The sequence below is a fragment of the Pseudomonas qingdaonensis genome (assembly GCF_018398475.1).
GTDB classification, from domain to species: domain Bacteria; phylum Pseudomonadota; class Gammaproteobacteria; order Pseudomonadales; family Pseudomonadaceae; genus Aquipseudomonas; species Aquipseudomonas palmensis.
Genome location: NZ_CP074676.1, coordinates 5129055 through 5145454 on the forward strand (window position 1 = coordinate 5129055; position 16400 = coordinate 5145454).

General features: G+C 67.0%; 15 protein-coding genes. 8 read left to right on the forward strand and 7 right to left on the reverse strand.

What is annotated here, in order from left to right; all coding sequences use genetic code 11:
* Window positions 1–89 precede the first annotated feature (89 nt).
* Entirely contained in the window at window positions 90–845 is a 756-nt protein-coding gene (locus KH389_RS23440) for a DUF2076 domain-containing protein (RefSeq protein WP_213606361.1), read from the reverse strand.
* A gap of 152 nt (window positions 846–997) precedes the next feature.
* Here KH389_RS23440 and KH389_RS23445 point away from each other — a divergent pair, with 152 nt between their 5' ends.
* Window positions 998–1672, forward strand: a complete 675-nt coding sequence (locus KH389_RS23445; protein ID WP_043863873.1) for a hypothetical protein — start codon at window positions 998–1000, stop codon at window positions 1670–1672.
* Between the two features lie 63 nt (window positions 1673–1735).
* Window positions 1736–2815, forward strand: coding sequence for an endonuclease/exonuclease/phosphatase family protein (locus KH389_RS23450; protein WP_213606363.1), 1080 nt, complete (start codon window positions 1736–1738; stop codon window positions 2813–2815).
* A gap of 3 nt (window positions 2816–2818) precedes the next feature.
* Here the strand turns inward: KH389_RS23450 and hrpB are convergent, their stop codons facing one another.
* Window positions 2819–5344 (reverse strand): ATP-dependent helicase HrpB, encoded by a 2526-nt coding sequence (gene hrpB / locus KH389_RS23455; protein WP_213606365.1) that lies wholly within the window; start codon window positions 5342–5344, stop codon window positions 2819–2821.
* Window positions 5345–5462: 118 nt separating this feature from the next.
* Between hrpB and KH389_RS23460 the strand changes: the two genes are divergently transcribed.
* Window positions 5463–5882, forward strand: a complete 420-nt coding sequence (locus tag KH389_RS23460) for a hypothetical protein (protein ID WP_043863875.1) — start codon at window positions 5463–5465, stop codon at window positions 5880–5882.
* 21 nt (window positions 5883–5903) lie between these two features.
* On the forward strand, window positions 5904–6776 hold the full coding sequence (locus KH389_RS23465) for a cation diffusion facilitator family transporter (protein WP_054916351.1): 873 nt from the start codon (window positions 5904–5906) through the stop codon (window positions 6774–6776).
* Window positions 6777–6865: 89 nt separating this feature from the next.
* Here KH389_RS23465 and KH389_RS23470 read toward each other — a convergent pair whose 3' ends face one another.
* Window positions 6866–7663, reverse strand: a complete 798-nt coding sequence (locus KH389_RS23470; protein ID WP_213606367.1) for a DUF6515 family protein — start codon at window positions 7661–7663, stop codon at window positions 6866–6868.
* Between the two features lie 400 nt (window positions 7664–8063).
* On the opposite strand from KH389_RS23470, the gene KH389_RS23475 reads away from it, so the two are divergent.
* Both KH389_RS23475 and KH389_RS23480 read left to right on the forward strand, forming a co-directional pair.
* Window positions 8064–8540, forward strand: coding sequence for an Lrp/AsnC family transcriptional regulator (locus KH389_RS23475; protein ID WP_043863878.1), 477 nt, complete (start codon window positions 8064–8066; stop codon window positions 8538–8540).
* A 55-nt stretch (window positions 8541–8595) separates the two neighbouring features.
* Window positions 8596–8799, forward strand: a complete 204-nt coding sequence (locus KH389_RS23480; RefSeq protein WP_043863879.1) for a DUF2788 domain-containing protein — start codon at window positions 8596–8598, stop codon at window positions 8797–8799.
* On the opposite strand, the gene KH389_RS23485 is transcribed toward KH389_RS23480, so the two are convergent.
* The 4 genes from KH389_RS23485 to KH389_RS23500 form a co-directional block, all read right to left on the reverse strand.
* Window positions 8796–9425, reverse strand: a complete 630-nt coding sequence (locus KH389_RS23485; protein WP_043863880.1) for a pseudouridine synthase — start codon at window positions 9423–9425, stop codon at window positions 8796–8798. The two genes, KH389_RS23480 and KH389_RS23485, sit on opposite strands and share 4 nt — an antisense overlap.
* A 6-nt stretch (window positions 9426–9431) precedes the next feature.
* A complete protein-coding gene (gene amn, locus KH389_RS23490) occupies window positions 9432–10904 on the reverse strand; it encodes an AMP nucleosidase (RefSeq protein WP_043863881.1) in 1473 nt (490 codons plus the stop codon).
* A 69-nt stretch (window positions 10905–10973) separates the two neighbouring features.
* The gene (locus tag KH389_RS23495; RefSeq protein ID WP_213606369.1) at window positions 10974–12626 is read right to left on the reverse strand and encodes an acyl-CoA dehydrogenase family protein; all 1653 of its coding nucleotides are present in this window, start codon (window positions 12624–12626) and stop codon (window positions 10974–10976) included.
* A 74-nt stretch (window positions 12627–12700) separates the two neighbouring features.
* Window positions 12701–14689, reverse strand: a complete 1989-nt coding sequence (locus KH389_RS23500; protein WP_213606370.1) for a sensor histidine kinase — start codon at window positions 14687–14689, stop codon at window positions 12701–12703.
* Between the two features lie 261 nt (window positions 14690–14950).
* On the opposite strand from KH389_RS23500, the gene KH389_RS23505 reads away from it, so the two are divergent.
* A complete protein-coding gene (locus KH389_RS23505; protein WP_054916370.1) occupies window positions 14951–15748 on the forward strand; it encodes a hydroxymethylpyrimidine/phosphomethylpyrimidine kinase in 798 nt (265 codons plus the stop codon).
* A 23-nt stretch (window positions 15749–15771) separates the two neighbouring features.
* Entirely contained in the window at window positions 15772–16398 is a 627-nt protein-coding gene (gene thiE / locus KH389_RS23510) for a thiamine phosphate synthase (RefSeq protein ID WP_058540588.1), read from the forward strand.
* The last annotated feature ends 2 nt before the right edge of the window (window positions 16399–16400 follow it).

Here is a 16400-nt window from a genome sequence, read left to right on the forward strand (position 1 = left end):
CCTCGTCACGCCAGGGGCCGGTCCCGCATACCGGGGCCGTTTCGGCGCCCAGTATGCCAGCCTGACGGCAGTACGGGTATGTGCGCGGCTCAGACGAAGGAGTCGTCGTCCGAAAAGAAGCCGCCGCCATCGTCACCGTAGTCGGTGTCCATGAAGCCGCCCTGATCATTGTCGTAGCCACCGTTGTCGGCGGTCAGGCGCTGTTCGTCGTTGCCGCCCCAGCCGCTGTCGCTGGCCGGTGCCGGCGCTTCGTTGATGATCTCGGTGACTTCCTGGGGCTGCGACGAATGATGGCCGAACAGGCTGCTGATGCCCTGCGCCAGCATCACCCCGCCTGCCACGCCGGCGGCGGTCTGCAGTGCACCGCCCAGAAAGCTGCTGGCGCCGCCGCGGGCCGGTGCGGCCTGGGGCGCGGCGTTGAAACCCTGCTGCTGAGGGGCCACGCCGGGCCCGCCAAAGCCGCTGGCCGGTTCACGCCAGCCACCACCACTGGTGGCAGGTGCCGGGGCCGGCTGGGCCGCGCGCTGCGGCTGCGGCTCGGGTTGCCGTGCCCCCCCGCCGAAGATGCTCGACAGGAAGCCGCCGCTGCTCGGCGCAGTGGCCGCCACCTGTGCGCGGGCCTGGTTCAGATCGGCCTGCAATTGCCTGTTCTGTTCATCGAGGCGCTTGAGCGCGGCCTCCTGCACCAGAATCGCCTGGGCCATGTAGTAAGGGGCCGACGGCTGTTGCTGCAGGTGCTCGGCAATGCGCGCCTGGGCCTGGGCATCACGCGGTGCGCCTTCGCTCTCGGCTTGCTTGAGGCGGCCGAACAGGCCGTCGATCAAGGTTTGTTCTTCGTGGTTCATGGGGCGACCTCACTGGATAGCCGGGGGATTACAGGTGAGCACTAGATGGGGTTCCAGCATGGGCGATTCAATCGGCCCGCGGCATGAAACTTTGTTCAGGTTCGACCGCTGGGCTAAAGTAGCGGCCTGCTCTGTCACTGCGATATCGACTGATGAATCCGCTTAGCGTTCTGCAAGACTCCTTGTATTTCTTCCGCCGCCACCTGCTGAGCATCGCCAAGCTGTGCCTGCCGCTGATCGTCATCGAAACGCTGCTGGCCCAGGCGATCTATGCACAGTTCGGCAGCCAGACCCGTACCCTGGCCTACGGCATGCTGCTGGGCCTGGTGTTCTACCCGCTCTACAGCGGCGCACTGATCCTCTACCTGGACGCCCGCAGCCAGGGTGAAGAGCCGCGCAAGCGCGACCTGCTGGCCATGTCGCTGCGCCTGTGGCCCTCGTTCGCGCTGCTGATGATCGTCTGCCTGCTGCTGATCGTGGCCGGCTGCGCGCTGTTCATCCTTCCGGGCATCTGGGTGATGGTCAACCTGGTGTTCGCCGAGTACCTGCTGGTGCTGCGCGGCCTGCAACCGCTGCCGGCCATGCGTCAGAGCTTCGAGCTGTGCAAGGGCCACTTCTGGCAGATCCTGGTGTGCATGATCGTGGCCATGATCCCGTTGTGGCTGATCGATGCGCTGACCCGCAGCCTGATCGGCGAAGAGCCCGAGCTATGGCTGGAACTGCTGGTGGGCAGCTTCAACGGCTTCCTCACCCTGTTCAGCACCCTGGTGAGCTTTCGCATGTTCATGCTGGTCACCGAGCCGCCGCTGGCCCGCGACCCGAGCTGAACCAAGCAGGCGACGAACGGCTCGGGTATGCTGCGGGTTCACCTGCGACGCCAAGCCGAGCCGATGATCCGACTACTGCGCAATGCCCTGCTGACCCTGCTGCTGATACTTGCCCTGCTGTGGCTGCTGGCCAGTCACCTGAGCTGGCAACCCGAGCCGCGCGAGGCCCTGCCGGTGGCCTGCCGTGGCACGGCCACGCCGCTGGTGCCGGGCCAGATGCTCAAGGTCATGAGCTGGAACATCCAGTACCTGGCCGGCAAGGGCTACGTGTTCTGGTATGACGAAGGCCGGGGCAGTGACACCCGCCCTACCGAACAGGACCTGGCGTTCAACCTCGACGAGGTGGCGCGGGTGATCCGCGCCGACAACCCCGACATCGTGCTGTTGCAGGAACTGGACACCAACGCCAAGGCCAGCGCCTACCAGGACCAGCTGGCCCTGCTGCGCGAGCGCCTGGCCGACCTCTACCCCTGTTCGGTGCAGGCCTACGACTGGAAGGCGGACTTCGTGCCCGACCGGCATGTGTTCGGCAGCGTCGGCCGCGGCCTGGCGACCCTGAGCCGCTACCCCATCCAGCAGGCCGAACGCCTGGCCCTGCCCTCGGCCCCCGACAACGCCCTGAGCCGCCTGCTGCAGCCGCAACAGGCGGTGCTGGCCAGCTACCTGCCGCTGCGTGATGGCGGCTCGCTGGCGGTGCTCAACACGCACCTGGCGCCCTTCGTTCCCGGCAACGATATCCAGCGCCAGCAGGTGCGCCAGCTCGGCGCGCTGCTCGACAAGCTGGAAAGCCAGGGCACGCCGTGGCTGATCGGTGGCGACTTCAACCTGCTGCCGCTGGGCCAGTACCGCCGGCTCACCCCCGAGCAGCGCCAGCACTATGGCGCCGACAGCGACCTGCACTTGCTGTGGGACAAGTATCCGATGATCCCCAGCAACGCCGAAGCCGGTGGTGCCGAGCGCAGCGCCTGGCTGACCCACTACCCCAACGACCCGCGCCTGAACGGCCCGGACCGCACCCTGGACTACCTGTTCCACAGCCCCAAGCTGCAGCGCCTGAGCGCCCGGGTGCTGCAGCAGGACACCCTGCAGATTTCCGATCACCTGCCGCTGAGCGCGCGCCTGCTGTTGCCGACGCCGCCCTAGCGGCTACTTGCGCGGTTTGGCCCGCGCGGTGGCTTCGGCCACCAGCGGGTCGTCCGGCCAGTAGTGCTTGGGGTAGCGGCCCTTGAGGTCCTTCTTCACTTCGGCGTAGGTGCTGCGCCAGAAATTGGCCAGGTCCTGGGTCACCTGCACCGGGCGCCGTGCCGGTGACAGCAGGTGCAGCAACACCTGCTGGCGGCCCTGGGCGATGCGCGGGGTTTCGGCCAGGCCGAACAGTTCCTGCAAGCGCACCGCCAGAATCGGCGGCGTCTCGCTGTAGTCCAGGCGGATGTTGGAACCCGAGGGCACGCCGATGTGCACCGGCGCCCATTCGTCCAGGCGCTGCGGCAGCGGCCAGGGCAGCAGGTTGCGCAGGATGGACGACAGGTCGAGCTGGGCAAAATGACTGAGCCGGGTGACCTTGCCCAGGTAGGGTTGCAGCCAGTGCTCAAGGCTGGCCAGCAAGGCCGCGTCGCTCAGGTCAGGCCATTCGCTCTGGCCTGCAGCCGCAACATCCAGCCCGCGCAACAGTGCCACCCGCGCCTGCCACTGGCGCAGTTCCGGGGTCCAGGGCAGCAGCTCCAGGCCCTTGCGCCGCACCAGGTCAAGCAGCGCCCGCGCACGCGCATCCTCGCCCAGCCCGGTCAGCGGCTCGCGGCTGAGCACCAGTTCGCCGACCCTGCGCTGGCGCTCGGCACGCAGCACGTTCTCACGCTCGTCCCAGTCCAGTTGATCCACGTGGCGCACCTGCTCGGCGAGCACGTCGTCGAACAGCGCCGGGTCGAATTCGGCCGCCAGGTAGATGCGCTCTTCGCGCTGCCCCTGGCGGCTGCCGAGGTCGGCGATCACCAGCCAGGGTTGCTTCATCAGCGCGTCGGCCTCACCGAACAGCGCCGCACGCCCGTTGGCCAGCCGGTACTCGGCGCCGCCGGCACGGCGCTGCTGGGCGACCCGGTCGGGGTAGGCCAGCGCCAGCAAGGCACCGAGCCAGCGGGAATGTTCGGGGTCGGCCACGGCCGCGCCGGCCTTGCCGCGCAGGTAGCTGCGGTACTGACGGGACAGTTGTCGCGCCCGCTGCACCCCGCCCTGCCCTCCTCGGGCTGCACGGGTTTCGCCACTGAGCAGGGCCAGCCGGCTGTGCAGGTCGGCGCCCGCCCCGCGCAGAATGTCGCGCTCGCCCAGCAGTGCCGCCACATCGCAGGCCATCTGTGCCAGGCCAAGGTCCTGGCCCCGCAGCAGCAGGTGTGCGATGCGCGGGTGTGCCGGCAACTCGGCCATGGCCTGACCATGCTCGGTCAGCGCCAGCAACTGCCCCGGCCTGAGCGCCCCCAGGCGCACCAGCAGGTCCTGGGCCTGGGCATAGGCCGCCGCCGGTGGCAGGTCGAGCCAGCACAGCTGCGCCGGGGCCACGCCCCAGCGGGTCAATTGCAGGGCCAGCCCGGCAAGGTCGGCCTGCAGGATCTCGGCGCTGCCGTAGGCAGCCAGTTGGTCATGCTGGGCCTCGGACCACAGCCGATAGCACACGCCCGGTTCCAGGCGTCCGGCGCGCCCGGCCCGCTGGGTGGCGCTGGCGCGCGAGATGCGCTGGGTATCGAGGCGGGTCATGCCGCTGCCGGGGTCAAAACGCGGCACCCGCGCCAGCCCGGCGTCGATCACCACCCGCACGCCGTCGATGGTCAGGCTGGTTTCGGCGATGTTGGTCGCCAGCACCACCTTGCGCAGGCCCGCGGCCGGCGCCTCGATGGCGGCGCGCTGGGCCGCGAGATCGAGTTCACCGTGCAGCGGGCACAGCAGGATCTCGCGCCGCTCACCCAGTGCCTCCTGCAAGGCCTGGTGCACACGGCGGATCTCGGCCTGGCCAGGCAGGAACACCAGCAGGCTGCCCGGCTCGTCGGCCAGCGCCTGCAACACCGTGTCGACCACCCGCGGCTCGACGAACTCGCCGGGCTGGAACGGCCGCCCCCAGCGCATCTGCACCGGGTACATGCGCCCTTCGCTGCTGATTAACGGGGCGTCGTCGAGCAACGCAGACAGGCGCTGCCCTTCCAGCGTGGCGGACATCAGCAGGATCTTCAGCGGCGGCTCGTCACGCAGCAGCTCGCGGCCGTTGAGGCTCAGGGCCAGGGCCAGGTCGGCATCCAGGCTGCGCTCGTGAAATTCGTCGAAGATCAACAGGCCCACCCCGTCCAGCGCCGGGTCGTCCTGCAGGCGCCGGGTGAGGATGCCTTCGGTGACCACTTCGATGCGGGTGCGCGGGCCGACCTTGCTGTCCAGGCGAATGCGGTAACCGACGGTTTCGCCCACCGCCTCGCCCAGTTCGCTGGCCAGCCGCTCGGCTGCCGCGCGGGCAGCCAGCCGGCGCGGTTCGAGCATCAGGATGCGCTGGCCGGCCAGCCACGGCTCATCGAGCAGGGCCAGTGGCACGCGGGTGGTCTTGCCGGCGCCCGGCGGTGCCTCGAGCACGGCTTCGTGGCGCTGCTGCAAGGCGGTGCGCAAGGCCGGCAGCACGGCATCGATCGGTAATGAATTCATGGTAGCCCTCGAACAATCGGCCGAGTATAACGGCGAACCGAGCCTGCCTTATCATGGTCTTAGCTGCACCCTCCGGCATTTCGCCGGTAGCGGTGCGGCCTACTTTGCGGAGATTCACATGCGTATTCCTTCACGCCTTATCGGCGGTGCCGTGGTTGCTGCCCTGCTGACCCAGCTGACGGCTTGCGGCACCCTGTTCTTTCCCGACCGTCGCGGCCAGATCGAAGGCAAGGTCGATCCGGTGATCGTGGCACTGGATGCCATCGGTATCCTGTTCTACGTGATCCCCGGGCTGATCGCCTTCGGCGTCGACTTTGCCACCGGCGCCATCTACCTGCCCGGCGGCAAGACCGCCCAGGTCGACCCGCACACGCTGAACAAGGCCATCGCTGCCGATGGCAAGGTCGACAAGGTGCGCCTGCAGGCCATCCTGGAGAGCGAGCTGGGCCAGCGCCTGCCGCTGAACGACCCGCGCCTGATCCAGCACAAGGGCAGCGTTGAACAACTGGCGATGTACGGCCTCAAGCCCGCCGCCTGACCGCCCGCACAAGGACGACCGATGAACACCAGCGCCGAACACGCCCGCCTGCTGCGCCTGGCGACCAATGCCTCGCTCGGGGTCGCCAGCATCCTGATCGTGAGCAAGGCGGTGGCCTGGTGGCTCAGCGGCTCGGTCAGCCTGCTGGCCGGCCTGACCGACTCGATGCTCGACGGCGTGGCCTCGTTCCTCAACCTGCTCGCGGTGCGCTATGCCCTGCGCCCGGCCGATGACGATCATCGCTACGGGCACGGCAAGGCCGAGGCACTGGCCGGCATGGCCCAGGCGCTGTTCATCGGGGTGAGTGCGGTACTGATCGGCGTACAGGCGGTCGAACGCCTGAAAAACCCCACGCCGCTGGGTGATGCCACGGTGGGCATTGTCGTGATGCTGCTGTCGCTGGGGCTGACCGTCGCCTTGCTGATGGTGCAGGCCAGGGTGGTGCGCCTCACCGGCTCGACCGCCGTGCGCGCCGACTCGCTGCACTACCGCTCCGACCTGCTGCTCAATGCCAGCATCCTGGTCGCGCTGGTGCTGGCGCGGTTCGGCTGGCCACAGGTGGATGCGTACTTTGGCCTGGGCATCGCGCTGTACATTCTATGGAGTGCCTTGCAGATCGCCCGTGAAAGCTCGGCGATTCTGATGGACAAGGAGCTGCCCGGCGAGGTGAGCGAGCAGATGATGACACTGGTGTGCGCGGTGCCTGGCGTGCAGGGCGCGCATGACCTGCGCACCCGGGTGTCGGGCAACCGCTGGTTCGTGCAGGTGGACCTGGAGCTGCCGGGCACCTTGACGCTGACCGAGGCCCACGTGCTATGCGATGCGGCAGCGGCGGCGATCCGCCGGGAGTACCCCAAGGCCGAAGTGCTGGTGCATGCCGACCCGGTGGAGTGACACAGCAGCCCCTTCGCCGGCAAGGCCGGCGCCTACGGGATTCACGCTGTGCGTGTAGGAGCCGGCCTTGCCGGCGAAGCTGTTGCGCTTCAGTTGACGCTGTAACCGCGCCCGCTCAAACATGCCCCCAGCGCCCGCCGATAGGTGTCCGTCACCTGCGCCGCAGGCGCGTAGGTCGCCGATGCCGGGTCGAACCCGGTCTGCTGCACCGCCCAGCGGTAACACTGGTAGCGGTCCTGATCGACCTGCTGTGGCGACTGCCCGTTGGCCGGGTAGGCAATCACGTCATAGCCATTGCCCAGTTGCGCCGGCGCCGCAGCCACCGGCGGGCTTACCACCACATAGTCGCGGCTGTCGTCCAGGTACTGGTAATAGGTGCCTGCAGCCAGAAAGAACAGCGCACTGCCCACCCACACCTGCCGCGCATAGTCGGGCAGGTAGTTCACCCGTACCCCGTAAGGCGGCGCCACCACCACGTAATGCGGCCCCTGCGGGCGATACCAGTAGCCACCGGAATAGTAATAGTCACTGCCACGATACGGCACGCGCCGGTACGGTTCCGGGAAGCGGTCTATGGTGTGCCCCGGCCGATACTGAGGCCCGGGGCCCCAGCCATTGCCGTGCCCTTCGCCAGGGCGCTGCCCCGGCCCGCCGGCCTGCCAGTGCTGATTGGCGTCATTGCGCCGCGGCACGTCCTGATAGTACCCCTGGCGTGGCGGCTGGGTCTGGCGGACCTCGTCCGGGCGCGCGTTGAGCGGCGAGGACGCAGGCGGGCGCTCGCCGCCATTGGGGTCCTGCTGTGGTCCGCGACGCTCGTCCTGGGCCTGTACGCCCAGGCTCAGGCAAAGCAGACCAACACCTGCCAACTGCCAGATGCGCGACTTCATGCTGTTTCTCTCCCGCTGGCATTCATGGCCTACTCTATCAGGCCGCCTGCCACGCGCCAGCAGGCGCCAGATGAAATTGCGGACATTAAAAAAGGGTGACCCTGAGGCCACCCTTCGAGATTTTCGTCCGTGCTCGGCGCTTGTGACGCCGGCTCACCTCACGCTGTCTTGTGAACAGTGTGCAGCCCGGGGGCCGAGCACAACCCGGTGGGGTTGCTGGCCGCAGCGCCCCTGATTGGGGCCGCCGCTGTGGACATGTGTCCGGGCAGTGATTCTGTTGACCATCATAGGCAAGCGCTGCGACAGAGGATTGCTAAAATTGCTCAACAAAACATTACTTGCGCAATTTTTAACTAAGGATTGATAATCCGCAGCAATCGAAACAGAAAAGGCTTCATTCATGAGCAAGCTCGACCGATACGACCTGAGCATTCTTGCCGAACTGCAGCGCGATGCGCGCATCTCCAACCAGGAACTGGCCGAACGGATCGGCCTGTCGCCCTCGCCCTGCTCGCGGCGGGTAAAGCAACTGGAGGACGATGGCTACATCTCGCGCCAGGTCGCCCTGCTCGACCGCAAGAAGCTGGGCCTGAGCCTCACCGCCTACGTGCTGATCGGCATGGACCGACACACCCCCGAGCGCTTCGAAACCTTCGAGGCCGCCATCCGCAGCCTGCCCCAGGTGCTGGAGTGCAGCCTGGTCACCGGCATGGATGCCGACTACCAGCTCAAGGTGGTGGTGCCGGACATGGACCACTACCAGAAGCTGCTGCTCGGCCACCTGACCCGCATCGAAGGCGTCACCAGCGTGCGTTCGAGCTTCGTGCTCAACCAGGTGCTGGCTAGCACCGAGCTGCCCCTTACGCACCTGCGTTAGTCAGCGCTGCGGGCCGGGCGTATAATCGCGCGCTTCAACCTGGCGGAGAAGATCGATGGATCCTGCGTTGTTCGAAGAATGGATGATGACCATCCTGGTCACCATCCTGATTGGTTTCATGGGCTTCATCGTCTGGGACCTGGCGAAAAAATCCAAGGCTGGCAAGTTCGGCACCTTCATCCTGTTTTTCGTGCTGGGCCTGGGCATTCTCGCCTTCGTCATCAAGAGCGTGGTCATCGGCTTCATCGAAGGCGTCTAGCGCCGCGCCGGCACCTCGCGCCAGCAGCCCTGGTCCAGCCCATCCAGGCTCCAGTCGCCGATCCGCACGCGCACCAGGCGCAGGGTCGGCAAGCCTACCGCCGCGGTCATGCGTCGCACCTGGCGGTTGCGCCCTTCCTTGATCACCAACTCCAGCCAGGCGGTCGGCACGCTCTTGCGAAAGCGTACCGGCGGGTTGCGCGGCCACAGTTGCGGCTCTTCCAGATGACGCGCCTGGGCCGGCAAGGTCATGCCGTCATTCAGTTGCACACCCTCGCGCAAGCGCTGCAGCTGCTCCTCGGTCGGCTCGCCCTCCACCTGTACCCAGTACGTCTTGGGCAACTTGTGCCTGGGGTCGGCAATGCGCGCCTGCAACTGGCCGTCATTGGTCAGCAGCAACAACCCTTCGCTGTCGCGATCCAGACGCCCGGCCGGGTATACGCCCGGTACATCGATGAAGTCCTTGAGGGTGGCGCGGCCCTCGCCGTCGCTGAACTGGGTCAGCACGTCGAAGGGCTTGTTGAACAGGAGCAGGCGCGGCGCGGCCGGCGGCGCCTTGGCCTGGCGACGCGGGCCGGCGGGTTTGGCCGCGGCGGGCCGCGGCTTGGAACGGGGGGGTAACGGCATGGGGCCTCAGCGGAACGGCGGCTCGTCGAAACTGCGCAGTTTACGCGAGTGCAGCGAGTTCAGTTCGGTGCGCAGCAGGTCGAGCGCCGCAATACCTATCTTCAGGTGCTGGCTGACCGCCCGGTTGTAGAAGGCGTTGGCCGCCCCCGGCAGCTTGATCTCGCTGTGCAGCGGCTTGTCGGACACGCACAGCAAGGTGCCGTAGGGCACGCGCAGGCGGTAGCCCTGGGCGGCGATGGTGCCGCTTTCCATGTCCACTGCCACGGCCCGCGACAGGTTGATCAACGGGCGCTCCTGGGCCCAGCGCAGCTCCCAGTTGCGGTCGTCATAGGTCAGCACGGTGCCGGTGCGCAGGCGCTTTTTCAGCTCGTCGCCACGTTCGCCGGTCACCTGCGCCGCCGCTTCCTGCAACGCCAGCTGTACCTCGGCCAGGGCCGGGATCGGGATATTGGGCGGCAGCACGCGGTCAAGGATGCCGTCGCGGCGCATGTAGGCGTGGGCCAGCACGTAGTCGCCGATGGTCTGGGATTGGCGCAGGCCGCCACAGTGGCCGATCATCAGCCAGCAGTGCGGGCGCAGCACCGCCAGATGGTCGGTGATGTTCTTGGCGTTGGACGGGCCCACGCCGATATTGACCAGGGTGATGCCATGGCCGTCGGCAGCAATCAGGTGATACGCCGGCATCTGGTAGCGGTGCCACACCACCCCGGCCACCAGCGCCTGGGCTTCGCCATTGTCCATGGCCTTTTCGATCACCACGTTGCCCGGCAGCACCATGCGCACGAAGCGCGGGTCTTGGCGCAGTTGCTCCAGGCCGTGGGTGATGAACTGGTCGACATAGCGGTGGTAGTTGGTGAGCAGGATCCATGGCTGCACATGCCGCCAGTCGCTGCCGGTGTAATGCACCAGTCGGCGCAGCGAGAAATCGACCCGCGCCGCGTCGAACAGCGCCAGCGGCAGCGGGTCGACGTTGGCCCAGTCGTACAGCCCGTCGGCGATGCCGTCGGTGGCCGCCGACAGGTCGGTGCTGGGGAACACCCGCGCCAGCGCCGCAGCGGTGATGCCGGTGCCGGCCAGTTCATCGCCCTGCTCGACCACATAGGGGTAGGGAATGTTCTGCTCGCTCAGGCCCACTTCGACCGTCACGGTAAAGTCGCGCATCAAGGGCCCGAGCTGCTCCAGCAGGTAGCCGCGAAACGCGGCCGGCTGAGTCACGGTGATGCTGTAGGTGCCCGGCAACTGAACCTTGGCGTAGGCCCGGGTGATCACCGGTACGTCACCCTGATACTGGTAGGTCAGGCGCAGTTCGGGGTAACGAAACTGTGCGCGCTCGGCCGCATTGGGCTCGGTGCGGTCCTTGAGGTAGCGCTTGAGCGCCTGGCTCAGTGCGGCGGTGGCGGATTCGTGCAAGGCGGCCAACTGGTCGACGGCTTGCTCGGCGGTTTCCACGACAACGAAGGTTTCATCGGTACGGCTCACAATGTACTTCCTGTCTGTCTGACATGCATGGGCCCATCTTGCCTATATCCGCCGGCAAAGGCACGCACGTTAGAGCGGCCAGTTCGGTGTGGCCCGCTGCACCAGCGCCGCCACGTCCGCCCCGCGCGGCAACGTGCCGTAGACCCGGCCGCTGCCGGACAGCCGGCTGCCGATGAAGGCGTCACTGACCGCCGCGTTGCCGGCCTCCAGCAACAGCTTGGCCTGCACCGCCAGGGCGATGTCCTCGGTGAGCTGGCGGGCGCGGTACTGGATGTCGCCGGTATCGGCGAAGGCCGACTTGAGGTTGCCGATGTGTGCGGCCAGACGCGGGTCGCCATGGCCATCGCCCAGCTCCGCGAACAGCGTGTCCAGTACACCGTGCTCCTTGGACAGGGCACGCAACACGTCCAGGCACTGCACGTTGCCCGAGCCTTCCCAGGTCGAGTTGACCGGGGCCTCGCGGTACAGCCGGGGCAGGATGCTCTCTTCCACGTAACCGGCGCCGCCCATGCATTCGGCGGCCTCGTTGATCATGGCCGGCGCGCGCTTGCAGATCCAGTACTTGCCCACCGCCGTCATCAGCCGCGCAAAGCGCGCCTGGTGCGGGTCGTCGGGCTGGTCCAGCGCATGCCCCATGCGCAGGCTCAGGGCCAGCGCCGCCTCGCTTTCCAGGGCCAGGTCGGCGAGCACATTCTGCATCAATGGCTGCTCGGCCAGCACCCGGCCCCCGACCGTGCGGTGGGCGCAGTGGTGCGCGGCCTGGGTCAGGGCCTGGCGCATCAGCGCGCTGGAGCCGACCATGCAGTCGAATCGGGTCATGGCCACCATCTCGATGATGGTTGGCACGCCACGGCCTTCCTCGCCGATCATCCAGGCCAGGGCGCCGCGAAACTCCACCTCGCTGGACGCGTTCGAACAGTTGCCCAGCTTGTTCTTCAGGCGCTGGATATAGAACTGGTTGCGCGTGTCGTCCGGGCGATGGCGCGGCAGCAAAAAGCAGCTCAGGCCCTTGTCGGTCTGTGCCAGGGTCAGGAACGCGTCGCACATCGGTGCCGAACAGAACCACTTGTGGCCCACCAGCTCGTAGGCCTGGCCCGGCCCCGGCGCGCCCACCGGGTAGGCCCGGGTGGTATTGGCACGCACATCGGTACCGCCCTGCTTCTCGGTCATGGCCATGCCCAGCGTAACCCCCACCTTGTGCCGGTCGCCGACATTGCGCGGGTCGTAGGCGGTGGCCAGCACCTTGGGTACCCAGTACTCGGCCAGGTCCGGTTGCAGCCTGAGCGCCGGCACCGCGGCAAAGGTCATGGTCAGCGGGCAGCCGCTACCGGCTTCGGCCTGGCTGTGCAGGTAGGTCATCGAGGCACGGGCGACATGCGCGCCGGCACGCGGCTCGGCCCAAGGCAGCGAGGGCAGGCCATGCTCGATGGCAGTCCGCATCAGCTCATGGTAGGCCGGGTGAAACTCCACCAGATCGATCCGATGCCCATAACGGTCATGGCTGCTGAACTGCGGCTTGTTCTGGTTGGCCAGAAAGCCTGCGGCCATCAGCGGCCCACCGGCCAGCGCGCCGTAGGCATCGATGCGCGACTCGGCCCAGCCCGCGCCGTAATGGCGCGACCATTGCTGCAGCGGCAGGTCGAGGCGATACAGATTGGCGCCGTCGAGGCTGGGCGGCTGGTTGGTGACTTCGTGGGTTTCGGCGTACTGGTGCAGGTTCATCGGGGGCTCCTGGCAGATCCGGACGTGACCCCAGTGAATCACGCCCCGCCCCCGGCTCAAAGTGACAAAAACGCCTAATCAGCCGCGATTTGCCCCGATCTGGGCGCCCCGGAAAACCCGCTGGGCACCCGGGCCGTCAGGGTCAGTTCGAAGCAACTGCCCTCGCCCGGGCTCGACTGATGGCTCAGCTGTGCATCGATCAACAGCGCCAGCTTGCGACAGATCGACAGGCCAATGCCCAGGCCGCCGTACTCGCGGGTCATCGACCCATCGACCTGGAAGAAACGCTGGTAGGGCGCTGTCTCGTCCAGGCAGTGAAAGCCGATACCGCTGTCGCGCACACTGAAGGTCAGGCTCGTCTGATCGACGCCCATGGGCGTGGCCCGCACCTTGAGCAGCACGCCGCCGCGATGGGTGAACTTGAGCCCGTTGTCGAGCAGGTAGCTCAGGCACATGGCCAGCTTGCGCCGGTCGCCGTGGATCACGTCCGGCAGATCCATGCCCGGGTCCAGGTTGAAGAACAGGCCCTTTTCCTGGGCCTTGGGCAGAAAGCGCACGCGCAGTTCGTGAAGCAATCCATGCACGCTGAACAGCTCGGTCTGCACCTGCAGGCGACCGGCCTTGAGCTCGGTGAGAATCAGGATGTCGTCGACCATGCGCATCATGTTCTGCGCGGCAGCGTTGGCGGTGTGCTGGTAGGGGGTACGCTCCTGCTCGCTGGTGGCCATCTGCATCAGTTCCAGCGAGCCGATCACACCGTTCATGGGGGTGCGCAGCTCATGGGTAACGGTGGCCAGGAACTCGTCCTTGAGGCGATTGCTGCGCGCCAGCTGCAGGTTGGCCTGCTCCAGGGTCAGCCCGGCCTCGCGCAGCGTGCGCGCCTGTTCTTCGCGCATGCTGTTGATGCGGTCGGCCAGGGCCAGCGACAGCAGCCCCACCTCCAGCGCCGAACCGATCTGGCTGGCATACATGGTCAGGAACACATTGGGCAGGTAGCCCAGCACCATCAGGGTGTTGACCAGCCCGCCCAGCAAAAAGGCCGACCAGGCGATGATGAAATAGCGTGCCACGCGCATGCCGCGCCACCAGGCAAACAGCCCGGCGGCGAAGATGCTCACCGTGAACAGCAGCGCCAGCGCGGTAGCCAGGCGCAGGGCGATCCCGTAGTCCTGCGCCAGCGACATCACCATCACCAGCACCGAACAGGCCATCAGCCCCTGCAGGAAGCGGTCGAAGGCGCGGCTGTGGCTGGCCATCTGCAGGAAACTGCGCGCGAACTGGCAACCGAACAGGCCCGCGGCGCCGATGAACAACGGGGTGGCGGCGTTGGCCCACCACGGGTGGTCCGGCCAGAAGTACGCCACCCCGGCGCCATTGACCGAGACCTGGTACAGGCCGAACGAGGCGATGTAGAGGATGTAGTAGAGGTAGCTCCTGTCGCGCACACTGATGAAGATGAACAGGTTGTACACCAGCATCCCCAGCAGCACGCCGTAGATCAGCCCCAGCACATACAGCCGCGTGGGCTGCGCCTCCAGGTACGCATCGCTCGACCACAACGTCAGCGGCGCCTGTACCGAACCCTCGCTGTGCAGGCGCAGGTACAAAGTGGTCGCCTGGCCGGGGGCGAACGGCAGATTGAACAGGTAGTTGTTCTGGCGGATCTGGCGGCTGGCGTAGGGCAAGGCATCCCCGGTGCGCTGCGCCAGGTAATAGTGCCCGGCGGCATCGGGCAGGTAGAGCTCCAGGTAATCGAGTGGCGGGTAGGCCAGCTCCAGCAGCCAGTGACGTGGCGCCGCCTGGGCCGTGGCGGTGTAGCGCAGGTCGAGCCTGATCCAGAAGACCGAGGTCGAATAGCCGGCGTTGAGCACGTCGGCCTGGTGCGGCTCGAAGCGGCTGGCGAAGTCCGGCGAGCTCACCTGGGCGATGCTGGCGCTGCCATCGGGGTCTTCATACACCTGCATCAGGCGGCCCAGCGGCAACTGCCGGGTGGTGTCGTCGAAATCGGCAGCGCTGGCCAACAGTGGCAAACAGCACAGCAAGAAAGTCAGCAAATTACGCATACAGCCCCGGCGTGGCATGTGCAGTCGCGTCGCGTTGGCCTCCTGTCCGTTTGAGGCGACGAAATCCGACAGTACCTGTTATCGATTGGCGAGCACTCTAGCATAGGTTCCCGGCGCTTCCAGCGGTGTTGTTTCAATTCAATTCAGAGGCTCTATCTCGCGGCTTTCAGCCTATATCAGAGAAGCAATCTGACCTGTCGATCAAAAACACCGCCTGCCTGGAAGACCCGCCAAAAGCGTTTGGTGGTAAGCTCGCGCACCATGAATACCTACAGCTCCCGCCCCGTTGTCCTCTGTCTCTCCGGCCACGACCCCAGTGGCGGCGCCGGCTTGCAGGCAGATATCGAAGCCCTGATCGCTCAAGGTTGTCACGCCGCCCCGGCCGTCACCGCCCTGACCGTGCAGAATACCGTCAATGTCAGTGACTTCCGCGTGCTCGACCGCGAGTGGGTGCTGGCCCAGGCCAATGCCGTGCTGACCGACTCGACCGTCGCGGCGGTGAAGCTTGGCATGCTTGGCTCGCTGGCCATGGTCGACACCATCGTCGAACTGCTCAGCGCCCACCCGCACCTGCCGCTGGTGTGCGACCCGGTGCTGCGCGCCGGTGGCGGTGGTCGCCTGGGCAAGGACGAGGTCGGCTACGCCATGCGCGAACGGCTGCTGCCGCTGGCCACCATTGCCACGCCCAACCTGCCCGAGGCCCGCATCCTGGCCGAGCTGCCCGAAGGCAGTGCCGATGAATGCGCCGAAAAACTGCTGCCATTCGTCAAGCACCTGCTGATCACCGGCGGCCACGGCGACGAACACGAAATTCACAACCGCCTGTACAGCCGCGACGGCGAGCACCACACCTGGACCTGCCAGCGCCTGCCGGGCGACTACCATGGCTCGGGCTGCACCCTGGCCAGCGCCCTGGCCGGACGCCTGGCCCTGGGCGAGCAGTTGCACAGCGCGGTACGCTCGGCGCTGGACTACACCTGGCGCACCCTGCGTGACGCCGAAAAACTCGGCCAGGGCCAGTACGTGCCACGCCGCCTGCCCCTGGATTTCTGTTCCTGACCGACCGCCCCGAGGCCTGCACGATGAAGTTACGTGGTTTGTATGCCATCACCGACAGCCAACTGTTGGCTGGCCGCTTTCTTGCCTACGTCGAAGCGGCCCTCGAAGGTGGCGTGACCCTGCTGCAATACCGCGACAAGAGCCAGGACCACGCACGTCGCCTGGGCGAGGCCGAAGCGCTCAAGGCCCTGTGCGAGCGCTACAACACCCGCCTGATCATCAATGACGATGCCGAGCTGGCCGCGCGCCTGGACGTCGGCGTGCACCTGGGCCAGACCGACGGCCCGCTGACCCCGGCGCGCACCCTGCTGGGGCGCAGCGCGATCATCGGCGCCACCTGTCACGCCCAGCTCGACCTGGCCGAGCAGGCGGCCCGCGAAGGCGCCGACTATGTCGCCTTCGGCCGCTTCTTCAACTCGGTCACCAAACCCGGCGCCCCGGCCTGCAACGTGCAGCTGCTGGACGACGCCCGTGGCCGCATCAAATTGCCGATTGCCGTGATCGGCGGCATCACCCTGGACAACGCCGCACCGCTGGTCGCCCATGGCGCCGACCTGCTGGCGGTGATTCACGGCCTGTTCGGCGCCGACAGCACGGCCGAGGTCACTCGCCGCGCCCGCGCCTTCAACGCCCTGTTCGCATCTGCCTGAGA

Bases quoted from the DNA above. Each gene is read 5' to 3' on its own strand.
- KH389_RS23445 (WP_043863873.1), top strand. From the start codon at position 998: ATGAATCCGCTTAGCGTTCTGCAAGACTCCTTGTATTTCTTCCGCCGC.
- KH389_RS23465 (WP_054916351.1), top strand. From the start codon at position 5,904: ATGAACACCAGCGCCGAACACGCCCGCCTGCTGCGCCTGGCGACCAAT.
- KH389_RS23480 (WP_043863879.1), top strand. From the start codon at position 8,596: ATGGATCCTGCGTTGTTCGAAGAATGGATGATGACCATCCTGGTCACC.
- KH389_RS23485 (WP_043863880.1), bottom strand. From the start codon at position 9,425: ATGCCGTTACCCCCCCGTTCCAAGCCGCGGCCCGCCGCGGCCAAACCC.
- KH389_RS23460 (WP_043863875.1), top strand. From the start codon at position 5,463: ATGCGTATTCCTTCACGCCTTATCGGCGGTGCCGTGGTTGCTGCCCTG.
- KH389_RS23475 (WP_043863878.1), top strand. From the start codon at position 8,064: ATGAGCAAGCTCGACCGATACGACCTGAGCATTCTTGCCGAACTGCAG.
- KH389_RS23495 (WP_213606369.1), bottom strand. From the start codon at position 12,626: ATGAACCTGCACCAGTACGCCGAAACCCACGAAGTCACCAACCAGCCG.
- KH389_RS23450 (WP_213606363.1), top strand. From the start codon at position 1,736: ATGATCCGACTACTGCGCAATGCCCTGCTGACCCTGCTGCTGATACTT.
- KH389_RS23505 (WP_054916370.1), top strand. From the start codon at position 14,951: ATGAATACCTACAGCTCCCGCCCCGTTGTCCTCTGTCTCTCCGGCCAC.
- KH389_RS23500 (WP_213606370.1), bottom strand. From the start codon at position 14,689: ATGCGTAATTTGCTGACTTTCTTGCTGTGCTGTTTGCCACTGTTGGCC.
- hrpB (WP_213606365.1), bottom strand. From the start codon at position 5,344: ATGAATTCATTACCGATCGATGCCGTGCTGCCGGCCTTGCGCACCGCC.
- thiE (WP_058540588.1), top strand. From the start codon at position 15,772: ATGAAGTTACGTGGTTTGTATGCCATCACCGACAGCCAACTGTTGGCT.
- KH389_RS23440 (WP_213606361.1), bottom strand. From the start codon at position 845: ATGAACCACGAAGAACAAACCTTGATCGACGGCCTGTTCGGCCGCCTC.
- KH389_RS23470 (WP_213606367.1), bottom strand. From the start codon at position 7,663: ATGAAGTCGCGCATCTGGCAGTTGGCAGGTGTTGGTCTGCTTTGCCTG.